General features: G+C 71.5%; 17 protein-coding genes. 9 read left to right on the forward strand and 8 right to left on the reverse strand.

Annotated elements, in window-relative coordinates; translation table 11 throughout:
• Positions 1-20: 20 nt before the first annotated feature.
• The 3 genes from IE325_RS07825 to IE325_RS07835 form a co-directional block, all read right to left on the reverse strand.
• The gene (locus tag IE325_RS07825; RefSeq protein WP_190068979.1) at positions 21-944 is read right to left on the reverse strand and encodes a LysR family transcriptional regulator; all 924 of its coding nucleotides are present in this window, start codon (positions 942-944) and stop codon (positions 21-23) included.
• A 15-nt stretch (positions 945-959) separates the two neighbouring features.
• Positions 960-1,886 carry a DMT family transporter gene (locus IE325_RS07830; RefSeq protein ID WP_190068980.1) on the reverse strand — a complete coding sequence of 309 codons (927 nt, stop codon included), beginning with the start codon at positions 1,884-1,886 and terminating at the stop codon, positions 960-962.
• Between the two features lie 69 nt (positions 1,887-1,955).
• Entirely contained in the window at positions 1,956-3,401 is a 1,446-nt protein-coding gene (locus tag IE325_RS07835; protein ID WP_190068981.1) for an FAD-dependent monooxygenase, read from the reverse strand.
• A 170-nt stretch (positions 3,402-3,571) separates the two neighbouring features.
• Here IE325_RS07835 and IE325_RS07840 point away from each other — a divergent pair, with 170 nt between their 5' ends.
• Entirely contained in the window at positions 3,572-4,192 is a 621-nt protein-coding gene (locus IE325_RS07840) for a TetR/AcrR family transcriptional regulator (RefSeq protein WP_190068982.1), read from the forward strand.
• A gap of 124 nt (positions 4,193-4,316) precedes the next feature.
• Here the strand turns inward: IE325_RS07840 and IE325_RS07845 are convergent, their stop codons facing one another.
• The 3 genes from IE325_RS07845 to IE325_RS07855 all read right to left on the reverse strand — a co-directional run bounded on the left by IE325_RS07845 (position 4,317) and on the right by IE325_RS07855 (position 7,046).
• Positions 4,317-4,571 (reverse strand): hypothetical protein, encoded by a 255-nt coding sequence (locus IE325_RS07845; RefSeq protein WP_190068983.1) that lies wholly within the window; start codon positions 4,569-4,571, stop codon positions 4,317-4,319.
• Between the two features lie 102 nt (positions 4,572-4,673).
• Positions 4,674-6,791 (reverse strand): 4-alpha-glucanotransferase, encoded by a 2,118-nt coding sequence (malQ, locus tag IE325_RS07850; RefSeq protein ID WP_190068984.1) that lies wholly within the window; start codon positions 6,789-6,791, stop codon positions 4,674-4,676.
• Positions 6,792-7,046: a hypothetical protein gene (locus IE325_RS07855; protein ID WP_229911704.1), complete on the reverse strand. Its 255-nt coding sequence runs from the start codon at positions 7,044-7,046 to the stop codon at positions 6,792-6,794. It abuts the gene before it with no gap.
• Between the two features lie 198 nt (positions 7,047-7,244).
• On the opposite strand from IE325_RS07855, the gene IE325_RS07860 reads away from it, so the two are divergent.
• The 3 genes from IE325_RS07860 to IE325_RS07870 are packed head-to-tail and all read left to right on the forward strand — an operon-like array spanning position 7,245 to position 9,852.
• Positions 7,245-7,778 carry a PadR family transcriptional regulator gene (locus IE325_RS07860; RefSeq protein WP_190068986.1) on the forward strand — a complete coding sequence of 178 codons (534 nt, stop codon included), beginning with the start codon at positions 7,245-7,247 and terminating at the stop codon, positions 7,776-7,778.
• The gene (locus IE325_RS07865; protein WP_190068987.1) at positions 7,775-8,473 is read left to right on the forward strand and encodes an ABC transporter ATP-binding protein; all 699 of its coding nucleotides are present in this window, start codon (positions 7,775-7,777) and stop codon (positions 8,471-8,473) included. Before IE325_RS07860 ends, IE325_RS07865 begins: the two co-directional genes overlap by 4 nt.
• A gap of 32 nt (positions 8,474-8,505) precedes the next feature.
• On the forward strand, positions 8,506-9,852 hold the full coding sequence (locus IE325_RS07870) for an ABC transporter permease (protein WP_190069230.1): 1,347 nt from the start codon (positions 8,506-8,508) through the stop codon (positions 9,850-9,852).
• 129 nt (positions 9,853-9,981) lie between these two features.
• Here the strand turns inward: IE325_RS07870 and IE325_RS07875 are convergent, their stop codons facing one another.
• Positions 9,982-10,518, reverse strand: a complete 537-nt coding sequence (locus IE325_RS07875; protein WP_031476758.1) for an HNH endonuclease — start codon at positions 10,516-10,518, stop codon at positions 9,982-9,984.
• Positions 10,519-10,845: 327 nt separating this feature from the next.
• On the opposite strand from IE325_RS07875, the gene IE325_RS07880 reads away from it, so the two are divergent.
• Entirely contained in the window at positions 10,846-11,943 is a 1,098-nt protein-coding gene (locus tag IE325_RS07880) for a mechanosensitive ion channel family protein (protein WP_190068988.1), read from the forward strand.
• A 4-nt stretch (positions 11,944-11,947) separates the two neighbouring features.
• Here IE325_RS07880 and IE325_RS07885 read toward each other — a convergent pair whose 3' ends face one another.
• Positions 11,948-12,223: a hypothetical protein gene (locus tag IE325_RS07885; RefSeq protein ID WP_190068989.1), complete on the reverse strand. Its 276-nt coding sequence runs from the start codon at positions 12,221-12,223 to the stop codon at positions 11,948-11,950.
• Positions 12,224-12,566: 343 nt separating this feature from the next.
• Between IE325_RS07885 and IE325_RS07890 the strand changes: the two genes are divergently transcribed.
• From IE325_RS07890 to IE325_RS07905, 4 genes are all read left to right on the forward strand, one after another.
• Positions 12,567-13,796, forward strand: a complete 1,230-nt coding sequence (locus IE325_RS07890; protein WP_190068990.1) for an MFS transporter — start codon at positions 12,567-12,569, stop codon at positions 13,794-13,796.
• 168 nt (positions 13,797-13,964) lie between these two features.
• A complete protein-coding gene (locus tag IE325_RS07895; protein ID WP_190068991.1) occupies positions 13,965-15,176 on the forward strand; it encodes an ROK family transcriptional regulator in 1,212 nt (403 codons plus the stop codon).
• A 79-nt stretch (positions 15,177-15,255) separates the two neighbouring features.
• Positions 15,256-16,617 carry an ABC transporter substrate-binding protein gene (locus IE325_RS07900; RefSeq protein ID WP_190068992.1) on the forward strand — a complete coding sequence of 454 codons (1,362 nt, stop codon included), beginning with the start codon at positions 15,256-15,258 and terminating at the stop codon, positions 16,615-16,617.
• 6 nt (positions 16,618-16,623) lie between these two features.
• A complete protein-coding gene (locus IE325_RS07905; protein WP_190068993.1) occupies positions 16,624-17,565 on the forward strand; it encodes a carbohydrate ABC transporter permease in 942 nt (313 codons plus the stop codon).
• The last annotated feature ends 2 nt before the right edge of the window (positions 17,566-17,567 follow it).

The raw sequence follows: 17,567 nt of genomic DNA on the forward strand, positions 1-17,567 counted from the left end.
CCGGGCGCCCTCCGTCGTCCTCAGGGAATCCGCCGGGCCCCTTGGGCAAGCCCCGCGGCGACATCCCTGAACACCGACAGCACCCTCTCCAGGGCCGCCCCCGCCTCACTCCCCCTGCGCACCGCCGCCACCACATGCCGCACCGGCCGCTCCTCCCCCAACTCCCGCATCACGACCCCGCCCCTGCCCACGGCGGCCATCCGCGGCACCAGCGCCACGCCCATCCCCGCCTCCACCATCGCCAGGATCGCCGTCCAGCCCGACGCCGAATGCCCTTGCCGAGGGCTGAACCCGGCCGCCTCGCACGCGCCCCGGGTGATGTCCGACCAGGGGCCGCTGCCGCCGAAGATCCAGTCCTCGCCGGCGAGCTGGGCCAGCCGGAGCCCTTCGGCGGTCGCCAGTTCATGGTCTGGCGGGAGGGCGACGTCCAGGGGGTCCGCGAGCAGTTGCAGTCGGGTGAAGCGGGCATCGCCGACCGTCGGTGCCTGGGCGGCCAGGGACAGTGCGAGGTCGACCTCCCCCGCGGCCAGCAGTTCGTACGCCTCCGAGGCCTCGGCCTCCCGTACCCGTACGACCACGCCGGGCGCCGTCTCCCGCAGCGCCCGCACGGCCGGGACGACCAGCGCGCGCACCGCCGTGGAGAAGGCCCCGACCCGGACCTCCCCGGCCTCGCCGTGCAGATAGGCCGCCAACTCCGCGTCCGCGCGCTCCAGTTGCTCGAAGACGGCCTCGGCGTGCCGCAGCACCAGGCGTGCCGCGTCCGTCAGCCGCACCCGCCGCCCCTGCGCCTCGAGGAGCGGCACCCCGACCTGCTTGGCGAGGTTCGTCAGCTGCTGTGACACCGCCGACGGCGTCATCCGCAGCGCCTCGGCCGTCGCGGTCACGGTCCCCCGTTCCCGCAACGTCCGCAGGATCTGCAGCTTCCGGATGTCCCAGTCGACCATGGCGGCCAACCTATGTCAGCGACGCCCCGCCGCCCCCAGCACGACCCCGCCGAGGATCAGCGCCATGCAGAGGGCCTGGGTCCAGCCGGTGGGTTCGCCGAGGATCGTCCAGGAGAGGAGGGACACGCAGACCGGCTGGAGGTAGTAGACGATTCCGGCGCGGCTCGGGCCGACCAGGGCGATCGCCCGGTTCCAGGCGAAGAAGGCGACGGCGGAAGAAGCTACGCCGACGTAGAGGATCGGGAGGACCGTGGCGGGGGTGGGGGCGAAACCGCCCTGCACGGCCAGGCTCACGCCCTGCGTGGGCAGCAGGAGGGCCGTGCCCAGCAGGAAGGTGGTGAACAGGAAGGCCGTACCGCCCAGTTCGGCCGGCTTGCGACGCAGCAGGCCGCTGTACGCCCCGAAGCAGCACGCCGCCGCCACCATCCACAGGTCCCCCGCCGCGAAACTCGCCCCTCCCCCGATCAGAAGCACGACGCCCGCACAGGCCACCAGCAGCCCCAGCACTCGCCGCGCGCCCAGCCGTACCCCCGAGGCCCGTTCGAACACGGCCATCAGGACCGGTGAAGCGGCCATGATCATGCCCATGTTGGCGGCCGGGGTGGTCAAGCCGGCTTGGTTGACGAGGGTGTTGTAGGTGGTGACGCCGAGGAGGGAGGCGAGGAGTACGAAGCCGAGGTGACGGCGGATCAAGTTCCGTTGCCGCCATGCCTGCCGCGCCCCGAAGGGGGCCACCGCCACCAACGCCACCAGCCATCTCCAGAACGCGTGCTGCACCGGCGGCACACTGTCGTGCAGCGCGCGGGAGGTGACGAAGCTGCCGGACCAGACGACCGTGGCGAGGGCGGCGAGCGCGATCCCGAGGACGGGGGCGGCCGTCCTCGGGATCTGGGTGCTCGTGCTGAGGGTCCGGGTGGGTGTCCTGGGGAGGGCTGCTGTCATTGATCCACCGTCGCAGCGGGCCATCCGTCACGTCCATCGAAAGTTTTCGAGGATTCTCTTCAGAAGAACTTAACGGTTGGGCTTAACTGTCAGCGCCGCCTCGATCGCCGCGACGTCCGCGTCGTCCGCCGCCCAGGCCACGTATCCGTCGGGCCGCACCAGCACCGTCGTACGGCGATCACTCGCCCAGTGCTCCACGGCCGGCCCACCCTCGGGAACGGGCACCTCCAGCCCCTTCGGGGTGATCAGTACGAACCGCCCGCCGCGCAGCGCCTCATAGAGGCGGCCGCTCTCCAGTGCCGCGTCCGGGACCCGGGTGCCGACGAGGCGGTGGGAGCCGCGGGGTGCGGGGTAGCGGTAGCCGATGCCCGAGACCTGGGCCAGCGCCTTGTCCCGGACGGGGCGGGCCGCGTTCGCGACGGCGGAGACGAGGGCGCGTACGGCGCGCAGTGCCGGGTTCTGCGCCCGGGCCAGCCGGACCAGTCCGCCGCTGCTGCGCAGCACCGCCTTGCCGACCGGGTGGCGTTCGGACTGGTAGGTGTCCAGGAGACTCTCGGGCGCCCGGCCCTTGAGGACGGCGGCGAGCTTCCAGCCGAGGTTGGCCGCGTCCTGGAGGCCGGTGTTCATACCCTGTCCGCCGGCCGGTGAATGGACGTGCGCCGCGTCGCCGGCCAGGAAGACCCGGCCGACCCGGTACTGCGGCACCTGGCGTTCGTCGCTGTGGAACCGCGAGAGCCAACGGGCGTCATGCATGCCGTAGTCGGTGCCCAGGGCGCGGCGGGTGATCTCCCTGACCTCGTCGAGGTCGAGGGGGGCGCCGTCGGGGACCTCGTGGCGGCGGTTCCAGCCCATGACGCGGTACCAGCCGTCTCCGAAGGAGGCGATCATCGCGAAGGCGTCGCCCGCGCCGTTGACGGTGAGCACACCCTCGGGCCGCTCGGCCAGCCGGACGTCGGCCAGGATCAGGGACTTGATGACCGCGACGCCGGGGAAGGGCTGGCCGACCGCTTCCCGTACGGCGCTGCGGTGGCCGTCGGCGCCGACGACGTAAGCCGCGCGGTGGGTGACGACCGTCCCGTCGGCGCCGCGCACATCCAGGTCGACCCCGGCGTCGTCCTGCCGCAGCCCCACGACCTCGCTCTCGTGGCGGAACTCCACGCCGAGGTCGAGCGCCCGCCGCTCCAGCAGCCGCTCGACCTCGTACTGCGGGGTGATCAGCAGGAACGGGAAGCGGGACGGCAGCGTGCCCAGGTCCAGGGAGAGACGGCGGAAGAGGCGCAGCTCGGTGATGGTGCTGCCCGTGGCGAGCAGCGGGTCGGCGAGGCCGCGGGCATCGAGCTGCTCCAGAGTGCGGGCGTGCACACCGAAGGCGCGGGAGAGGTTGCTGATCTTGCGGGGGCGCCTTTCGAGGAGGGTGACGGGGATGCCGGCGGTGGCGAGATCACCGGCCAGGAGGAGGCCGGTGGGGCCGGAGCCGACGACGATCACGGGGTTCGGGGAGACAGTGCCGGTCATGGGGGCCTCCTGAGTGCCAACGGTTGTAGGTCAACGGCCGTAGGTCAACGACCGTGGGCCAACAGCTGTGGGTCAACACCTGTTGGTCAACGCTTGTTGGCAACATTAGGAGGCCCCGCCGGGACTGTCAACGCTTGTTGGCCTACGCATGTTGGCCTACGGTTGTGGGCATGAACCAGAGCAGCCCCGGCACCGGCACCGGCCACGGCACCGGTCCCGACCCCACCCCCACCCCACCCCGCCGCTCCGACGCCACCCGCACCGCGATCCTCGACGCGGCCCGCGAGCGCTTCGCCGCCGACGGCTATGAGCGGGCGACCATCCGCGCCATCGCCAAGCACGCCCGCATCGATCCGTCGATGGTGATGCGCTATTACGGCAACAAGGAGGGCCTGTTCGCGGCGGCCATGGCCATAGATCTGAAGCTGCCCGACCCGGGTTCGCTGCACCGGGACGAGGCCGGCCGGATGCTGGTGACGCACTTCCTCGACATGTGGGAGGAGAACGAGGTGCTCACGGCCCTGCTCAGGGTCGGCGCGACCAATCAGGCCGGGGCCGAGCGCATGCGGGGCATCTTCGCCGACCAGTTGCTGCCGCTCGCCCGCCGGGTGTGCCCCGACCCCGAGCAGGCCCCGGTACGGGCCGCGCTGGTGTCGTCACAGTTGCTCGGGCTGGCGCTCACGCGCTACGTACTGCGTTTTCCGCCCGCCGTGGCCCTGGCGCCGCAGGAGGTCGTGGCGTGGCTGGCGCCCACGGTGCAGCGGTACCTGACCGCGCCGCACCCGGCGTGAGAGGCACCCGCCGGAGAACACGTCGAGGGCGCCGGCCCAGGTGTACGCAAGCGCAACCACGCTACGCACGCACCCGGTCCGACGCCCTCGACCGAAGTAAGGAGTCGGGCTGGAACAGCCCTGGTCAGGCCTTCTTGGCCTTGGCCTTCGGCTGGCGGTCCGAGGAACGGTCCAGGACCATCACGAGGCCCACGATGACCGCGAAGATCACGATCGGGGCAATGACGAACTGGGCCAGCGTCTCCATGACGGTCAGGCCCTGCCCGGGGTCGTCGCCGTCGTCACGCGACACAGCGAGCGCAGGGGACGACATGAGCAGCATCATCAGCGTCGTACCGGCAGCCAGGGCGCCGGCGCGCAGGGCGTTCTTCTTGTCCACGGGGCCAAAAGTATCGAACGACGGGAAGCGGCGCGCGCCCGGGGTGCCGTATGAGGAGCGGGACAGGTGCGAGCCCGCTCCAGGGGCGGCCCCGGGGCGATGTCAGCCCCGCCGCAGGCCCGCTTCCCGCAGCACCTCCAGCAGGGCCCACATCCTCGGTGAGGCCGCCAGTTCCTCCAGCGTCACCGGCCGCCCCTCCGCATCGGCGATGGGCAGCCGCCAGTTCGGGTACTGGTCCCAGGTCCCCGGCAGGTTCTGCGGCCGGCGGTCGCCCACGCTGTCCGGGAGCCAGACGCCGATCATGCGGGCCGGGGTGCGCAGCAGGAAGCGGTGGACGGCCTGGATCTCGGCCTCCTCCTCGGAGGCGCAGCGCCCGCCGTGTGTGCCCCGCAGCAGTCCGAGCCGGGACAGCAGCTCCAGCCACTCGCGGGTGTCGGCCGAGGCCTCGGCCCGCTCCTCCTCCAGCGGTCGCGTCAACAGGCCGAGTCGGTCGCGGAGTTCGACGTGTTCGCCGCTGAGCCGGGCCGCGGTGGACGGCAGGTCGTGGGTGGTGGCGGTGGCGAGGCAGTCGGCGCGCCAGGAGTCCGGCGGCAGGGGGCGGCCGTCGCCGTCCCAGTCCCGTTCGAACCACAGCACCGAGGTGCCGAGCACGCCCCGCGCGCGCAGCGTCTCGCGCACCCCCGGCTCCACCGTGCCTAGGTCCTCCCCTATGACCACCGCCCCGGCGCGCGAAGCCTCCAGCACCAGGATCGCGAGCATGGCCTCGGCGTCGTAGCGGACGTATGTCCCCTCCGTTGGCGGATGCCCCTGCGGCACCCACCACAGCCGGAACAGTCCCATGACGTGGTCGATGCGCAGGGCGCCGGCGTAGCGGAACAGCCCCTGGAGCAACCGGCGATACGGCTCGTAGCCCGACTCGGCCAGCCGGTCCGGGCGCCAGGGCGGGAGGCCCCAGTCCTGGCCGCGCGCGTTGAAGGCGTCGGGGGGTGCGCCGACCGACATCCCGGCGGCGAAGTACTCCTGCTGGGCCCAGGCGTCGGCGCCCCCGGGATGCACCCCGACCGCGAGGTCGTGCACGATCCCGACCGGCATCCCCGCCTCCCGGGCGGCCCGCTGGGCGGCGGTCAGCTGACCGTCGGTGAGCCAGGCGAGCCGGCAGTGGAAGTCGACGCGGTCCATCAACTCGCCCCGCGCACGGGCCGTTTCGGGCGACCGGGGATCCCGCAGCCCTTCCGGCCAGCGCGGCCAGTCCGAGCCGTACACCTCGGCCAGCGCGCACCACGTGGCGTGGTCCTCCAGCGCCTGCCCCTCCCGCGCGAGGAAGTCGACGTACGCGGCCCGCCGCCCCGGCCCGAGCGGCACCTCGCGCACCAGCTCCAGCGCCTCCCGCTTGGCCTGCCACACGGCGTCCCGGTCGATCAACTCCCCCTTCTCCAGCACCGCTTCCCGCAGCCGCCCGGCCCGCTCCCGCAGCTCCCCGAGCCGCTCACGGTCCTCGACATGGGCGAACTCGGGCACGTCCTCGACGCGCAGGTGCACCGGGTCGGGGAAGCGGCGGGAGGAGGGGCGGTAGGGGGAGGGGTCGGTCGGGGTGCCGGGTACGGCGGCGTGGAGCGGGTTGACCTGCACGAATCCGGCGCCGAGGGCTCTGCCCGCCCAGGTGGCGAGCTCGGCGAGGTCACCGAGGTCGCCCATGCCCCAGGAGTGGCGGGACAGCAGGGAGTACAGCTGGACGAGGAGGCCGTACGAGCGTCCGGTGGGCGTCGGCAACCGGGGCGGGGCGACGACCAGATGGCAGGTGGCGGTACGGCCGTCCGGAGCGGTCGCCGTCAGACGGTGGACGCCGGGCGGGAGTCGGTCGAAGCCGTCCCGGGTCTCGCCGTCCTCGGTCTCGATGCGCAGTCGGCTGCCGGCGGGCAGCGCGGGCTCGTCCCCGTCGCCCCAGCACACCAGCGTCGGCGGCAGCAGCCGCTCCCCCGACTCCCGCTCCCGGGCGGCGAGCGCCGCGCTCACGGCGACGGGTGTGCTCGCGTCCACGTCGAGGGCGGCCAGGGCGAGGGTGAGCGCGGTGGCGGAGGCGGTGACGGTGCGGTCGGCGGACGGCTGGTAGGAGGGGGCGACGCCGTGCAGCTCGGCGAGCCGGCACAGATCGTCGGAGGGGAGATCCGCAAAACCTTCGGGACCCTCGGCAGGGGTTTCGGCCGACCGCTCTGCTGCCATCTACGACCTCAGGAAATCCATGTCCATGTCGGTGTCCATACCCATGTCCATACCCGTATCCCACACCGCGGCCTCACTGGTCAGCGGCGCGGCGTCGGCGAGTGGCGGCTCGCTGGTGAGGGGCTCGGCGTCCCGGAGGGGTGGTTCGCTGGTCAGGGGGGTCTCCACACAGGCGCCCTCGGCGAGGAAGACGCATGCGTGCATCTCGGGCTCGCTGGGCGCCTCGGGTTTGGACAGGGCCGATGCTGTGGCCACGGGGGCCTCCTTGTCGAGTACGGGCATCGCGGGCTACCGCCAGCCCTACCCAGCAGGCGCGGCGGCAGACGTGCAAACAGGAACAACGTGCGCCTAGTCACATCTTGTTCCGCACATTCTTCCGTCGGGCCCGCCCTCTCGAACCGATTCTCTAATCACTATGCACTCAGTACATGTACTCAGTGCATAATGATCGCCATGAGCACCCGCCACATCCTGCTGGGCCTGCTCGCCGGTGGGCCGAGCCATGGCTACGACCTCAAGCGACGCCACGACGAGCGCTTCCCGCAGGCCCGTCCGCTGGCGTACGGGCAGGTCTATACGACGTTGCAGCGGCTGGTCCGTGACGGGCTCGCGGAGGTCGAAGGCACCGGCTCGGACGGCGGGCCGGAGCGGACGGCGTACCGCGCGACGGACGAGGGGGCGGCCGAACTGGCCCGGTGGGCGGGGGAGATCGCGCCGCCCGCGCCGTTCGTGACGAACGAGATCTTCGCCAAGGTCGTCGTGTCGATCCTGTCCGGCGGCGACCCGGAGACCTATCTGCGCGCCCAGCGCACCGCCCATATGGCACGGATGCGGGAGCTCACGGCGCTCAAGACCGCGCCCGGCGGCGATCTCGCGACCGTGCTCTCGGCGGACTACGCCCTCAACCACCTCGACGCCGACCTCCGTTGGATGACGACCACGGCGGCCCGGCTCACCACCCTGACCGCGGAGGTCGACGCAGGATGAGCAACCAAGGGGGAAGTCCGGTTCCGCTGCTGGCGGCCCGTGACCTCGTCAAGGCGCACGGCAGGACCGAGGCCCTGCGCGGCGCCTCGATCGAGCTGGCGCCCGGCGAGATCCTCGCCGTGACGGGCGCGAGCGGCAGCGGGAAGTCGACGCTGCTGCACTGTCTGGCCGGCATCGTCCGCCCGGACACCGGTGCGGTGACCTATGCCGGGGAGCGTCTCGACCGGCTGCCCGAGCGGCGGCTGAGCGAGCTGCGGCGCACGGAGTTCGGCGTGGTCTTCCAGTTCGGGCAGCTGATCCCCGAGCTGACGGCGCTGGACAATGTCGCGTTGCCGCTGCTGCTCGCCGGTACGAGCCGTCAGCAGGCCCATGCCACGGCCGGTGAGTGGCTGGAGCGGTTCGGGGTGCGCGGCCAGGCGGAGCTGCGTCCGGGCGCCATGAGCGGCGGCCAGGCCCAGCGGGTCGCCCTGGCCCGGGCCCTGGTCACCGCCCCGAAGGTCGTCTTCGCGGACGAACCGACCGGGGCGCTGGACTCCCTGGCCAGCGAACAGGTGATGACGGCCCTGACGCATACGGCCCGCGAGTCGGGCACAGCGGTCCTGCTGATCACCCATGACGCCCAGGTCGCGGCGTACGCGGACCGCGAGGTACAGCTGACGGACGGCATGGTCGAGGCGCTGGGGGTGGCGGCGTGAGCGGCGCGGTCCCGGCCGCCGGGCATGGCCGTATGAGTGTCGATCTGCGGCTGGCCTGGCTGCTCACCCGGGGATCCGACCGGCGTGAGTGGTGGCGGGCCGGACTCACGGCGGTCGGGGCGGTGTTCGCGACCGGTGTCGGGCTGGCGATCGCGGCCATCGCCCCGCTTCGGGGGCAGTACCACGTGCCCCTCGCATCCGGGCTGCTGAACCAGCCCGGCACCCGGGCCGGTGTGGTCATGACCCTGGCGCTGCTGTTCCTCCCGATCCTGGGGTTCCTGGGCCAGTGCGCGCGGATCGGGGCGGTGCACCGTGACCGGCGGCTGGCCGCACTGCGGCTCGCGGGAGCGGCGCCGGGGCAGGTGCGGCGGATCGCGGCGCTGGAGTCGGGGCTCGCCTGTCTGGCCGGGTCGGTGTTGGCCACGGTCGGCTGTGTGCCCGTACTGCTGAGCCAGTGGCAGCGTCCCCCGGTCCTCGCCTGGGCCGGCATCGCGCTGGTCGCGGTGGCCGTGCCGGTGCTGGGCGCATCGGTGAGCGTGCTGTCGCTGCGCCGGGTGGTGGCCTCGCCACTGGGCCGGGTACGGCGGGTGCGGCCGACGCGGGGGCCGGGGTGGGTGTTCGGGCTGGTCACCGGGCTGTTGGCGGGCCTGGCGGTGCTGATCGCCGCGACCCCGTACCTCACCGACCGGCTGGGGTTCGCGTTCGTCCCGCTGGCGGTCTGCGTCCTGGCCCTGCTGACCGGCGCCGCGGCGCTGTGGCTGGCCGGCTGGTCGTCGCGCCGGCTGGGCGGGGTCCTCGCCGCGCGGGCCCAGAGCCCGGCGCTGCTGATCGCCGCGGAACGGCTGCGCGACGACCCGTGGGCGGCGTCCCGTACGCATGCGGCGGTGCTGCTGGTGACGGTCGTGGGCTCGGGCTTCGTCGGCGTCCGCGCGGTGTTGATCGACACTCTGCGGGAGATACGCCGCGAGGATCAGCTCGCCAGGGACATGGCGTACTACACGACCGGCCTCGATCTGACGGGCGCCGCGATCCTCGTCGCCTTCGCCCTGGTGCTGGCCGCGCTGGCCGTCGGCACCGCCGAGTCGCTGGCCACCCGGCGCCGTGGGCTGGCCGCGCAGACCGCCGCCGGGGTGCCGGGCTCGGTGCTGCGGCGGGCGCTGCTGCTGGAGACCGCGCTGCCGCTGGCGCCCGCGGTCGTGCTGGCGGGCGCGGGCGGCGTGGCGATCACCGCGTGGTACGCCGCGCTGACCTCGCAGCAGATGCCGTATGTGGTGCTGCTGGTCCCGGTGGTGGTGTACGGGGCCTGTCTGCTGGCCGCGGCGACATCACTGCCGTTGCTGGGGAGGTCGGTGCGGCCGGCGGAGCTGCGGTACGCCTGAGCGGGGCGTACCGGCCGCCGCCGCATGCCGCCCGCGCAGCGGTCCGGCCCCGAGGGCACGGGGGACCCTCGGGGCCGGATGGCACCCGCGCCTTCGCCAGGTGCGCCAGGTATGCGAAAGCCCGGATCCTCAGGCGGAGATGCCGTCGATCCGGGCCATGGCGTCCTCGGCGCCGTACGGTTGCAAGTACGGCAGCCAGCGCGGGTCCCTATGCCCGGTGCCGATGATGCGCCAGGCGAGACCGGTGGGTGGAGCGGGTTTGTGGCGCAGCCGCCAGCCGATCTCGAAGAGATGTCGGTCGGCCTTCACGTGGTTGCAGCGGCGGCAGGACGCCACCACGTTGTCCCAGACGTGCTTGCCCCCGCGGCTGCGCGGAATGACATGGTCGACGCTGGTTGCGACGCCACCGCAGTACATGCACCGGCCCCCGTCGCGCGCGAAGAGCGCCCTGCGGGTAAGAGGAACGGGCCCCCGATAGGGAACCCGGACGAATCGCTTGAGCCGGACCACGCTGGGTGCGGGGACTGTGACGGTTGCGCTGTGCATAAAGGCGCCGGACTCCTCGAGGCATACGGCCTTGTTCTCGAGGACGAGGACGAGCGCGCGGCGGAGCGGTACGACGCCGAGCGGCTCGTACGACGCGTTGAGGACCAGGACATGCGGCACGGATGCCTCCTTGGGCGTCGGCGGCGCGTGGCTCGCGCCGGGACGATCTGTAGTCAGTCTCCCCTCTTGCCTGGTGAAAGCGCCACCATGTCCCGGTAACGGGCTGGGAGTGTTTTCGACCACATCTGAATTCATCCCCCGGACGGCGAACGGTTCATCCCACCAGTTCATCCCCCGGAGGGCACGGTTCCTCCCTCGAACATGGCGCCGATCCACACACGATGCCCCGATAGTGTGGTGAGGCTGCCCCGCCGGTGACCCTTTCGTGACCTTGAACGACCTTGACCGCCTACCGGTGGGGCGGGCCGCTCACTGGAGGTACCTGCTGTGTCTTTGCCCGTCGGCCTACTGGCCGCCGCCGACCCGTCGCCGTCCCCGACACCCTCGGAGACGACGACCCCGGCGGTCCCCTCGCTCCAGGACGCCCACGAGAGCGCGACGCAGGCCGCGGGCTGGGTGGAGCAGAACTGGTCCACCTGGCTCGCCATCGGCCTGCAGGTGCTGCTGATCCTGGTGATCGCCTCGGTGCTGAGAGTGGCGGTCCGGCGGGCGATCACCAAGCTCATAGACCGGATGAACCGCACCGCCCAGGCGGTGGACGGCACGGCTCTGGGCGGTCTGCTGGTCAATGTGGAGCGCCGCCGTCAGCGCTCCCAGGCGATCGGCTCGGTCCTGCGCTCGGTCGCGAGCTTCCTGATCATGGGCACCGCCGCCCTGATGATCCTGTCCGCGTTCGACATCAACCTGGCCCCGCTGCTGGCGTCCGCCGGTGTCGCGGGTGTGGCGATCGGCTTCGGCGCCCGCAATCTGGTCACCGACTTCCTCTCCGGCGTCTTCATGATCCTGGAGGACCAGTACGGCGTCGGCGACGCCATCGACGCGGGCGTGGCCTCCGGCGAGGTCATCGAGGTCGGCCTGCGCGTGACCAAGCTGCGCGGGGACAACGGCGAGATCTGGTACGTCCGCAACGGCGAGGTCAAGCGCATCGGCAACCTCTCGCAGGGCTGGTCGACGGCCGGCGTGGATGTCACCGTCCGCTCCTCGGAGGACCTGGACAAGGTCCGGCAGGTCATCGCCGAGGTCGGCGAGAAGATGAGCAAGGAAGAGCCCTGGAACGAGCTGTTGTGGGGCCCGATCGAGGTGCTCGGCCTGGACAGCGTGCTGCTGGACTCGATGGTCGTCCGTGTCTCGGCGAAGACGATGCCGGGCAAGGCCCTCACGGTGGAGCGCGAACTGCGCTGGCGCATCAAGCGCGCCTTCGACGCCGCCGACATCCCGATCGTGGGCCGCGTGCCGCTGGCCGCGGAGGAACAGACCGCGGCCGACCCCACGGCGGGCATGGCCGCCCCTTCGGCCTACTCGAACACCACCTCACCCCAGTCCCAGGCGGCCACTCCGCTGGCACCGCCGAGCGTGACGAAGTAGGGGCTCAGTCCAGCCACTCCCGCCAACGTGGCCGTGGGCGCTCACAGCGTCCATCGCGGATCGCCTTCTCGTAGGCCCGCCTGACCAGCTCATCGAGCTCACGTGCGCTCGGGCGGGTGATTCCGTCGCCGGTGATGCGGGAGTACGCGACGACGCACTCCCCGTGCGACACGGGCCGCGTCGCCCAGTGCACCGCGAAGCCGCCTGAGACGCATACGGCGAGCGTGGCCAGAAGGAGCAGCGGACGGCGGTGACCTCGGTCGCGGGGCGGCGGCGGCATCGGTGCAGAGTAGCGGGGGGCCGATACTGGCGTCCGCGTGCCGGCTCCCGGCGTGCGGCGCCCGCGTTTCGCCGAGTTGGCCGCACGCTTCCCGACGCCCCGGTGGCCGGCGGAGTGCCGGAGCCCCGGCGTACGGCGCCCGCGTCGCGGCGTCCCGGCGTCGCGGCGTCCCGGCCTTCCCAAAGCTCCAGCGTTCCGGCGTCCCGGTGAGCTCCTCTCCGTCGTCCGTGCCCGCGCACAACCGGCCGTTGTGGAGGGCGACCCGACGGTTGTTTGATCAGCTGCTTCCCGCTGGCTTTGATGTTCCGGTCGAGGTGGGCGAGCGGGCGGGGCTGTGGTGAGGGTGGGCGAGCGAGTTGCGGGGCGGCGGTTCCGGTGGCTGTGGGGGGCGTATGCGGTCAGTGTCTTCGGGACCTGGCTGGCGTTCGACGCGTTCGCCCTGATCGCGGTCATCGTGCTGCACGCCGGCGCGACCGAGGTGGCGCTGCTGTCGGCGTCGGGGCTCGCGGTGGGGGCGGCGCTGGCGGTGCCGCTGGGGGCGTGGGTGGAGTTCCGGCCGAAGCGGCCCGTGCTGGTCGCGGCGGACCTGGTCCGGTGCGGGACGCTGCTCAGCCTCCCCGTCGCGTTCGCGCTGGACGTGCTCGGCCTCGGCCAACTACTTGCGGTGTCGGTGGTGGTGGCCGCGGCGGACATCACCTTCAACGCCGCGAGCGGCGCCTATCTGAAGTCCCTCCTCCCGCCGGAGGACCTGCTCGTCGCGAACGGCCGCCTGGAGGCCACGATGTGGACGGCCACGGCGATCGGACCACCGCTCGGCGGAACGGCGATCGGGGTGTTCGGCCCGATGGCGACGGTGCTGGCGAACGCGGTCAGCTTTCTTCTCTCGGCGCTGGGCATCCGGGCGATCGGGGGTGAGGAAAGCCAACAGTCCCGTGCTGACGTCCCCTCAGGACCCCGGGCGCACGAACTCCGCGCAGGCTGGCGGCACATCCTCGCCCACCCCACCCTGCGCCCGCTCTTCCTCAACACGGTCCTGGTCAACTCCCTGATCATGGCGTCGGCCCCACTGCTCGCCGTCCTGATGCTCGGCCGGCTCGGCTTCACCCCTTGGCAGTACGGCCTCGCCTTCGCGGTGCCCTGCCTGGGCGGCCTGCTGGGCTCACGGCTGTCCCGGCGGCTGACCGTCCGCCACGGCCGGCACCGGATCCTGCTCATCGCGGGCGCCCTGCGCGCCTGCTGGCCCGTCGGGCTGGCCTTCACCGGCCCGGGCACCCCCGGCCTGCTCCTGGTCATGGCCGTCGAGTTCGGCCTGATCACCTGCGCGAGCGCGTTCAACGCGATGCTCGCCACCACCCGCCTCGAACTGACCCCGCCGGACCGGGTGACCCGCACCCTCACCGCGTGGTCGATCACCACCAAGGCGGCGACCGCGGCGACGACCGCGCTGTGGGGCGGGCTGGCGGCCCTGACCGGCCCGCGTACGGCGATCGCCGTCGCCGGCGTCCTGCTGCTGGCGACCCCACTCCTGCTCCCCCGCCATGAGCGGACCCCCCACTCCAGCACCCGCAAGTAACGACTGCATCGCTGGTGTAGACCTCTCTTGACGTGGCCCCTCCGCGGGAATACATTCTGGCTAACCCAATAGGAAACTTTCCTAACAGTGACCTTGAACGGACGTCTGGATGGACTTCCGTCCTAGATCACTGAGAAGCTGGTCAGCCGAGAGGCAGGTGTCGACCCCATGGCAGGAACCGCCGGTACGCCGGGCACCCCGCGCGTCCTGCGCGCCATGAACGACCGTGCCGCCCTGGACCTCCTCCTGGAGCACGGGCAGCTGTCCCGCACCCGGATCGGCAAGCTCACCGGCCTGTCCAAGCCGACCGCCTCCCAGCTGCTGGCCCGCCTGGAGGCCGCCGGCCTCGTCCTGGCGACCGGCACGACGGAGGGCCGCCCCGGCCCCAACGCCCAGCTGTACGAGGTCAATCCGAGCGCCGCGTACGCCGCGGGGCTCGACGTCACCCCCGAACGCATCCTCGCCGCCGTCTCCGACATCACGGGCCGCACCGTCGGCTCGTACGAACTGCCCACCCCCGGCAGGCGCCCGGCCCAGCCCGTCGTCCGGCAGGTCACCGACGCCCTCGACGGCGCGGTGAAGGCGGCAGGACTCGCCCGCGACGACGTCCACCGGCTCGTCATCGGCACCCCAGGCGCCTTCGACCCCAACACGGGCCGACTGCGCTACGCCTCCCACCTCCCCGGCTGGCACACCCCGGCGCTCCTGGAGGAACTCGCAGCGGCGCTGCCGATGCCGGTCGAGTACGAGAACGACGTCAACCTCGTGGCGGTGGCCGAGCAGCGGCTCGGCGCGGCCCGCGGCCACGAGGACTTCGTGCTGCTGTGGAACGAGGGCGGTCTCGGTGCCGCCCTGGTCCTCGGCGGCCGGCTGCACCGCGGCTGGACCGGCGGTGCGGGCGAGGTGGGTTTCCTGCCGGTTCCCGGTACGCCCCTGGTGCGGCAGGTGACCAAAGCCAACAGTGGTGGCTATCAGGAGCTGGCCGGCTCCCAGGCCATCCCCCGGCTGGCCCGTGAGATCGGCATGATGGACGTCCCGTCGACGCCGTACGCCGAGGCCGCCGCCACCCTCGTCCAACGGGCCGCCACCGAGGACACCGTCCTGCACCGGCTGCTCCTGCAGACCTACGCGACCCGGCTGGCCACCGGTCTGGCCTCCCTCGTCTCCGTCCTCGACCCCGAACTGGTGGTCCTCAGCGGCGCCTCCCTCAGCAATGGTGGAGAGGTGTTGCGTGCTCTCGTCCAGGCCGAGCTGGAGGAACTGGCCGCCTCCCGGCCCCGGCTCGTCGTCGGCGACGTCCGTGAACACCCCGTGCTGCGGGGCGCGTTGGAGAGCGCGCTCGCGACGACACGCGACGAGGTCTTCAACACCTCACGCTGACCGCCCGCCCCGCTCGACCCACACCTGAACCCCCCGCCTTCCCTTCACCCACCCCGTCCCGCCCCTGGGAGACCTCGCCATGCCCGGAAAGTCCCGGAAAGCCATACCCTCAGCGTCCCGCAAGACCGCCGCCGCGCTCGCCGCCTCCGCCTCCCTGGCCCTGCTGGCCACGGCCTGTACGGGCCAGCCGGAGTCCGGTGCGAACGACGACCCCAACGCCAAGACGACGATCACCTTCTGGCACGGCTGGAGCGCGCCCGCGGAGGTCAAGGCGATCCAGGCGAACGTCGACGCGTTCGAAAAGGCCCACCCGAACATCACGGTGAAGGTCGTCGGCAACATCAACGACGACAAGCTCAACCAGGCGCTGCGCGCGGGCGGTTCGAACGGTCCTGACGTCGTGTCGTCGTTCACGACCTCCAACATCGGCAAGTTCTGCTCCTCCGGCGCCTTCCTCGACCTCAAGCCCTTCATCGAGAAGTCGAAGCTGGACCTCGACAAGCTCATCCCGAAGCCGATGCTGGACTACACCCAGTTCGAGGGCACCCGCTGCGCACTGCCCCTGCTGGGCGACGCCTACGGCCTCTACTACAACAAGGACGCCTTCGAAAAGGCCGGCATCAAGTCCCCGCCGAAGACCTGGTCGGAGTTCGCGGCGGACGCCAAGAAGCTGACTGTCAGCAAGGGTGACAGTTACCAGCAGCTCGGCTTCATGCCGACGTACCACGGCTACGAGACGGTCGTGGACCACTACATGTCGCAGTGGGACCACGCCTACTTCGACAAGGACGGCAAGTCGAACATCGCCAAGGACCCGGCCTTCGCGGAGATGTTCACGTACCAGAAGAAGCTGATCGACGACCTCGGCGGCTTCGCGAAGCTGGAGAAGTACCGCAACACCTTCGGTGACGAGTGGGGCGCCAAGCACCCCTTCCAGACCGGCCAGGTGGCCATGCAGCTCGACGGCGAGTGGCGGCTCGGGATGGCGAACGACGCCGGCGTCGACTTCGAGATCGGCACCGCTCCGATGCCCGTCGCCGACGACGAGGCCGACGAGTACGGCAAGGGCTTCCTCTCGGGCACGATCATCGGCATCGCACCGCAGAGCGAGAAGCAGAACGCGGCCTGGGAACTGGTGAAGTACCTGACGACCGACACCCAGGCCGTCGTCTCCTTCGCCAACGCCATCCACAATGTGCCGTCCACGTTCGCCGCCCTGAAGTCGCCCGATCTGAAGGTGGACCCCGGCTTCAAGACGTTCCTGGACATCGCCCAGAACCCGAAGTCGAACACCCCGCCAGCCTCCGTCAACGGCTCCACGTACCAGACGACGTTGCAGGACTTCGGCTACCAGTACGAGTCGGGCAAGGTGAAGGACCTCAAGGCCGGTCTGGAGAAGACCGCGAAGCAGATCGACACCGACATCGAGCAGGCGAAGTAGCTCCCGATGTCGACGCACACTCTCCGCGCGAAGCGCCGCAGGTCGGCGCTTCGAACGGTGGCCTTCCTGTCACCGTGGCTCATCGGGTTCGGCGTCTTCTTCGCCTATCCGCTGGTGTCCACCGTGTACTTCTCCTTCATGAAGTACGACGGCTTCGGCACACCGGCCTTCCGCGGCCTGGGCAACTGGGCCTACGTCTTCAACGACTACCCGTTGTTCTGGCCGGCGCTGCGCAACACGCTCTGGCTGGTGCTGGTGATGGTGACCTGCCGGGTGGTGTTCGGCCTCGGCATCGGCCTGCTCATCACGAAGATCAAGACGGGTACGGGCGTCTTCCGGACTCTCTTCTACCTGCCCTACCTCGCCCCGCCGGTGGCCGCGACGCTGGCCTTCGTCTTCCTGCTCAACCCCGGTACCGGGCCGGTCAACTCGGTCCTGGACAGCGTGGGTCTGCCGACGCCCGGCTGGTTCACGGACCCCGCCTGGTCCAAGCCGGCCCTCACCGCGCTCGCGCTGTGGGGCGTGGGCGACCTCATGGTCATCTTCATGGCCGCGCTGCTCGACGTACCGAAGGAGCAGTACGAGGCGGCGGAGCTGGACGGTACGTCGGCCTGGCAGCGGTTCCGCTATGTCACCCTGCCGAACATCTCGCCGATCGTGATGTTCGCCGTGGTCACGGGCGTGATCCAGACGATGCAGTACTACACACAGCCCCTGGTGGCCGGGAAGGTCGCCTCCGGCATCATCGGCGGCTCCGGGCAGCAGTTCGAGCCGGGTTACCCGGACAAGTCGACGCTGACCCTCCCCCAACTCGTCTACAACCTCGGCTTCCAGCGCTTCGACTACGGCTCGGCCTGTGTGGTCGCACTCGTGCTGTTCGCCCTCGCCATGGCGTTCACCGCGCTGCTGATGCGGCGCCGGGGCGGACTGATCCAGGCAGGTGAATGACC

The sequence above is a fragment of the Streptomyces lanatus genome, from assembly GCF_014655715.1.
GTDB lineage: Bacteria > Actinomycetota > Actinomycetes > Streptomycetales > Streptomycetaceae > Streptomyces > Streptomyces lanatus.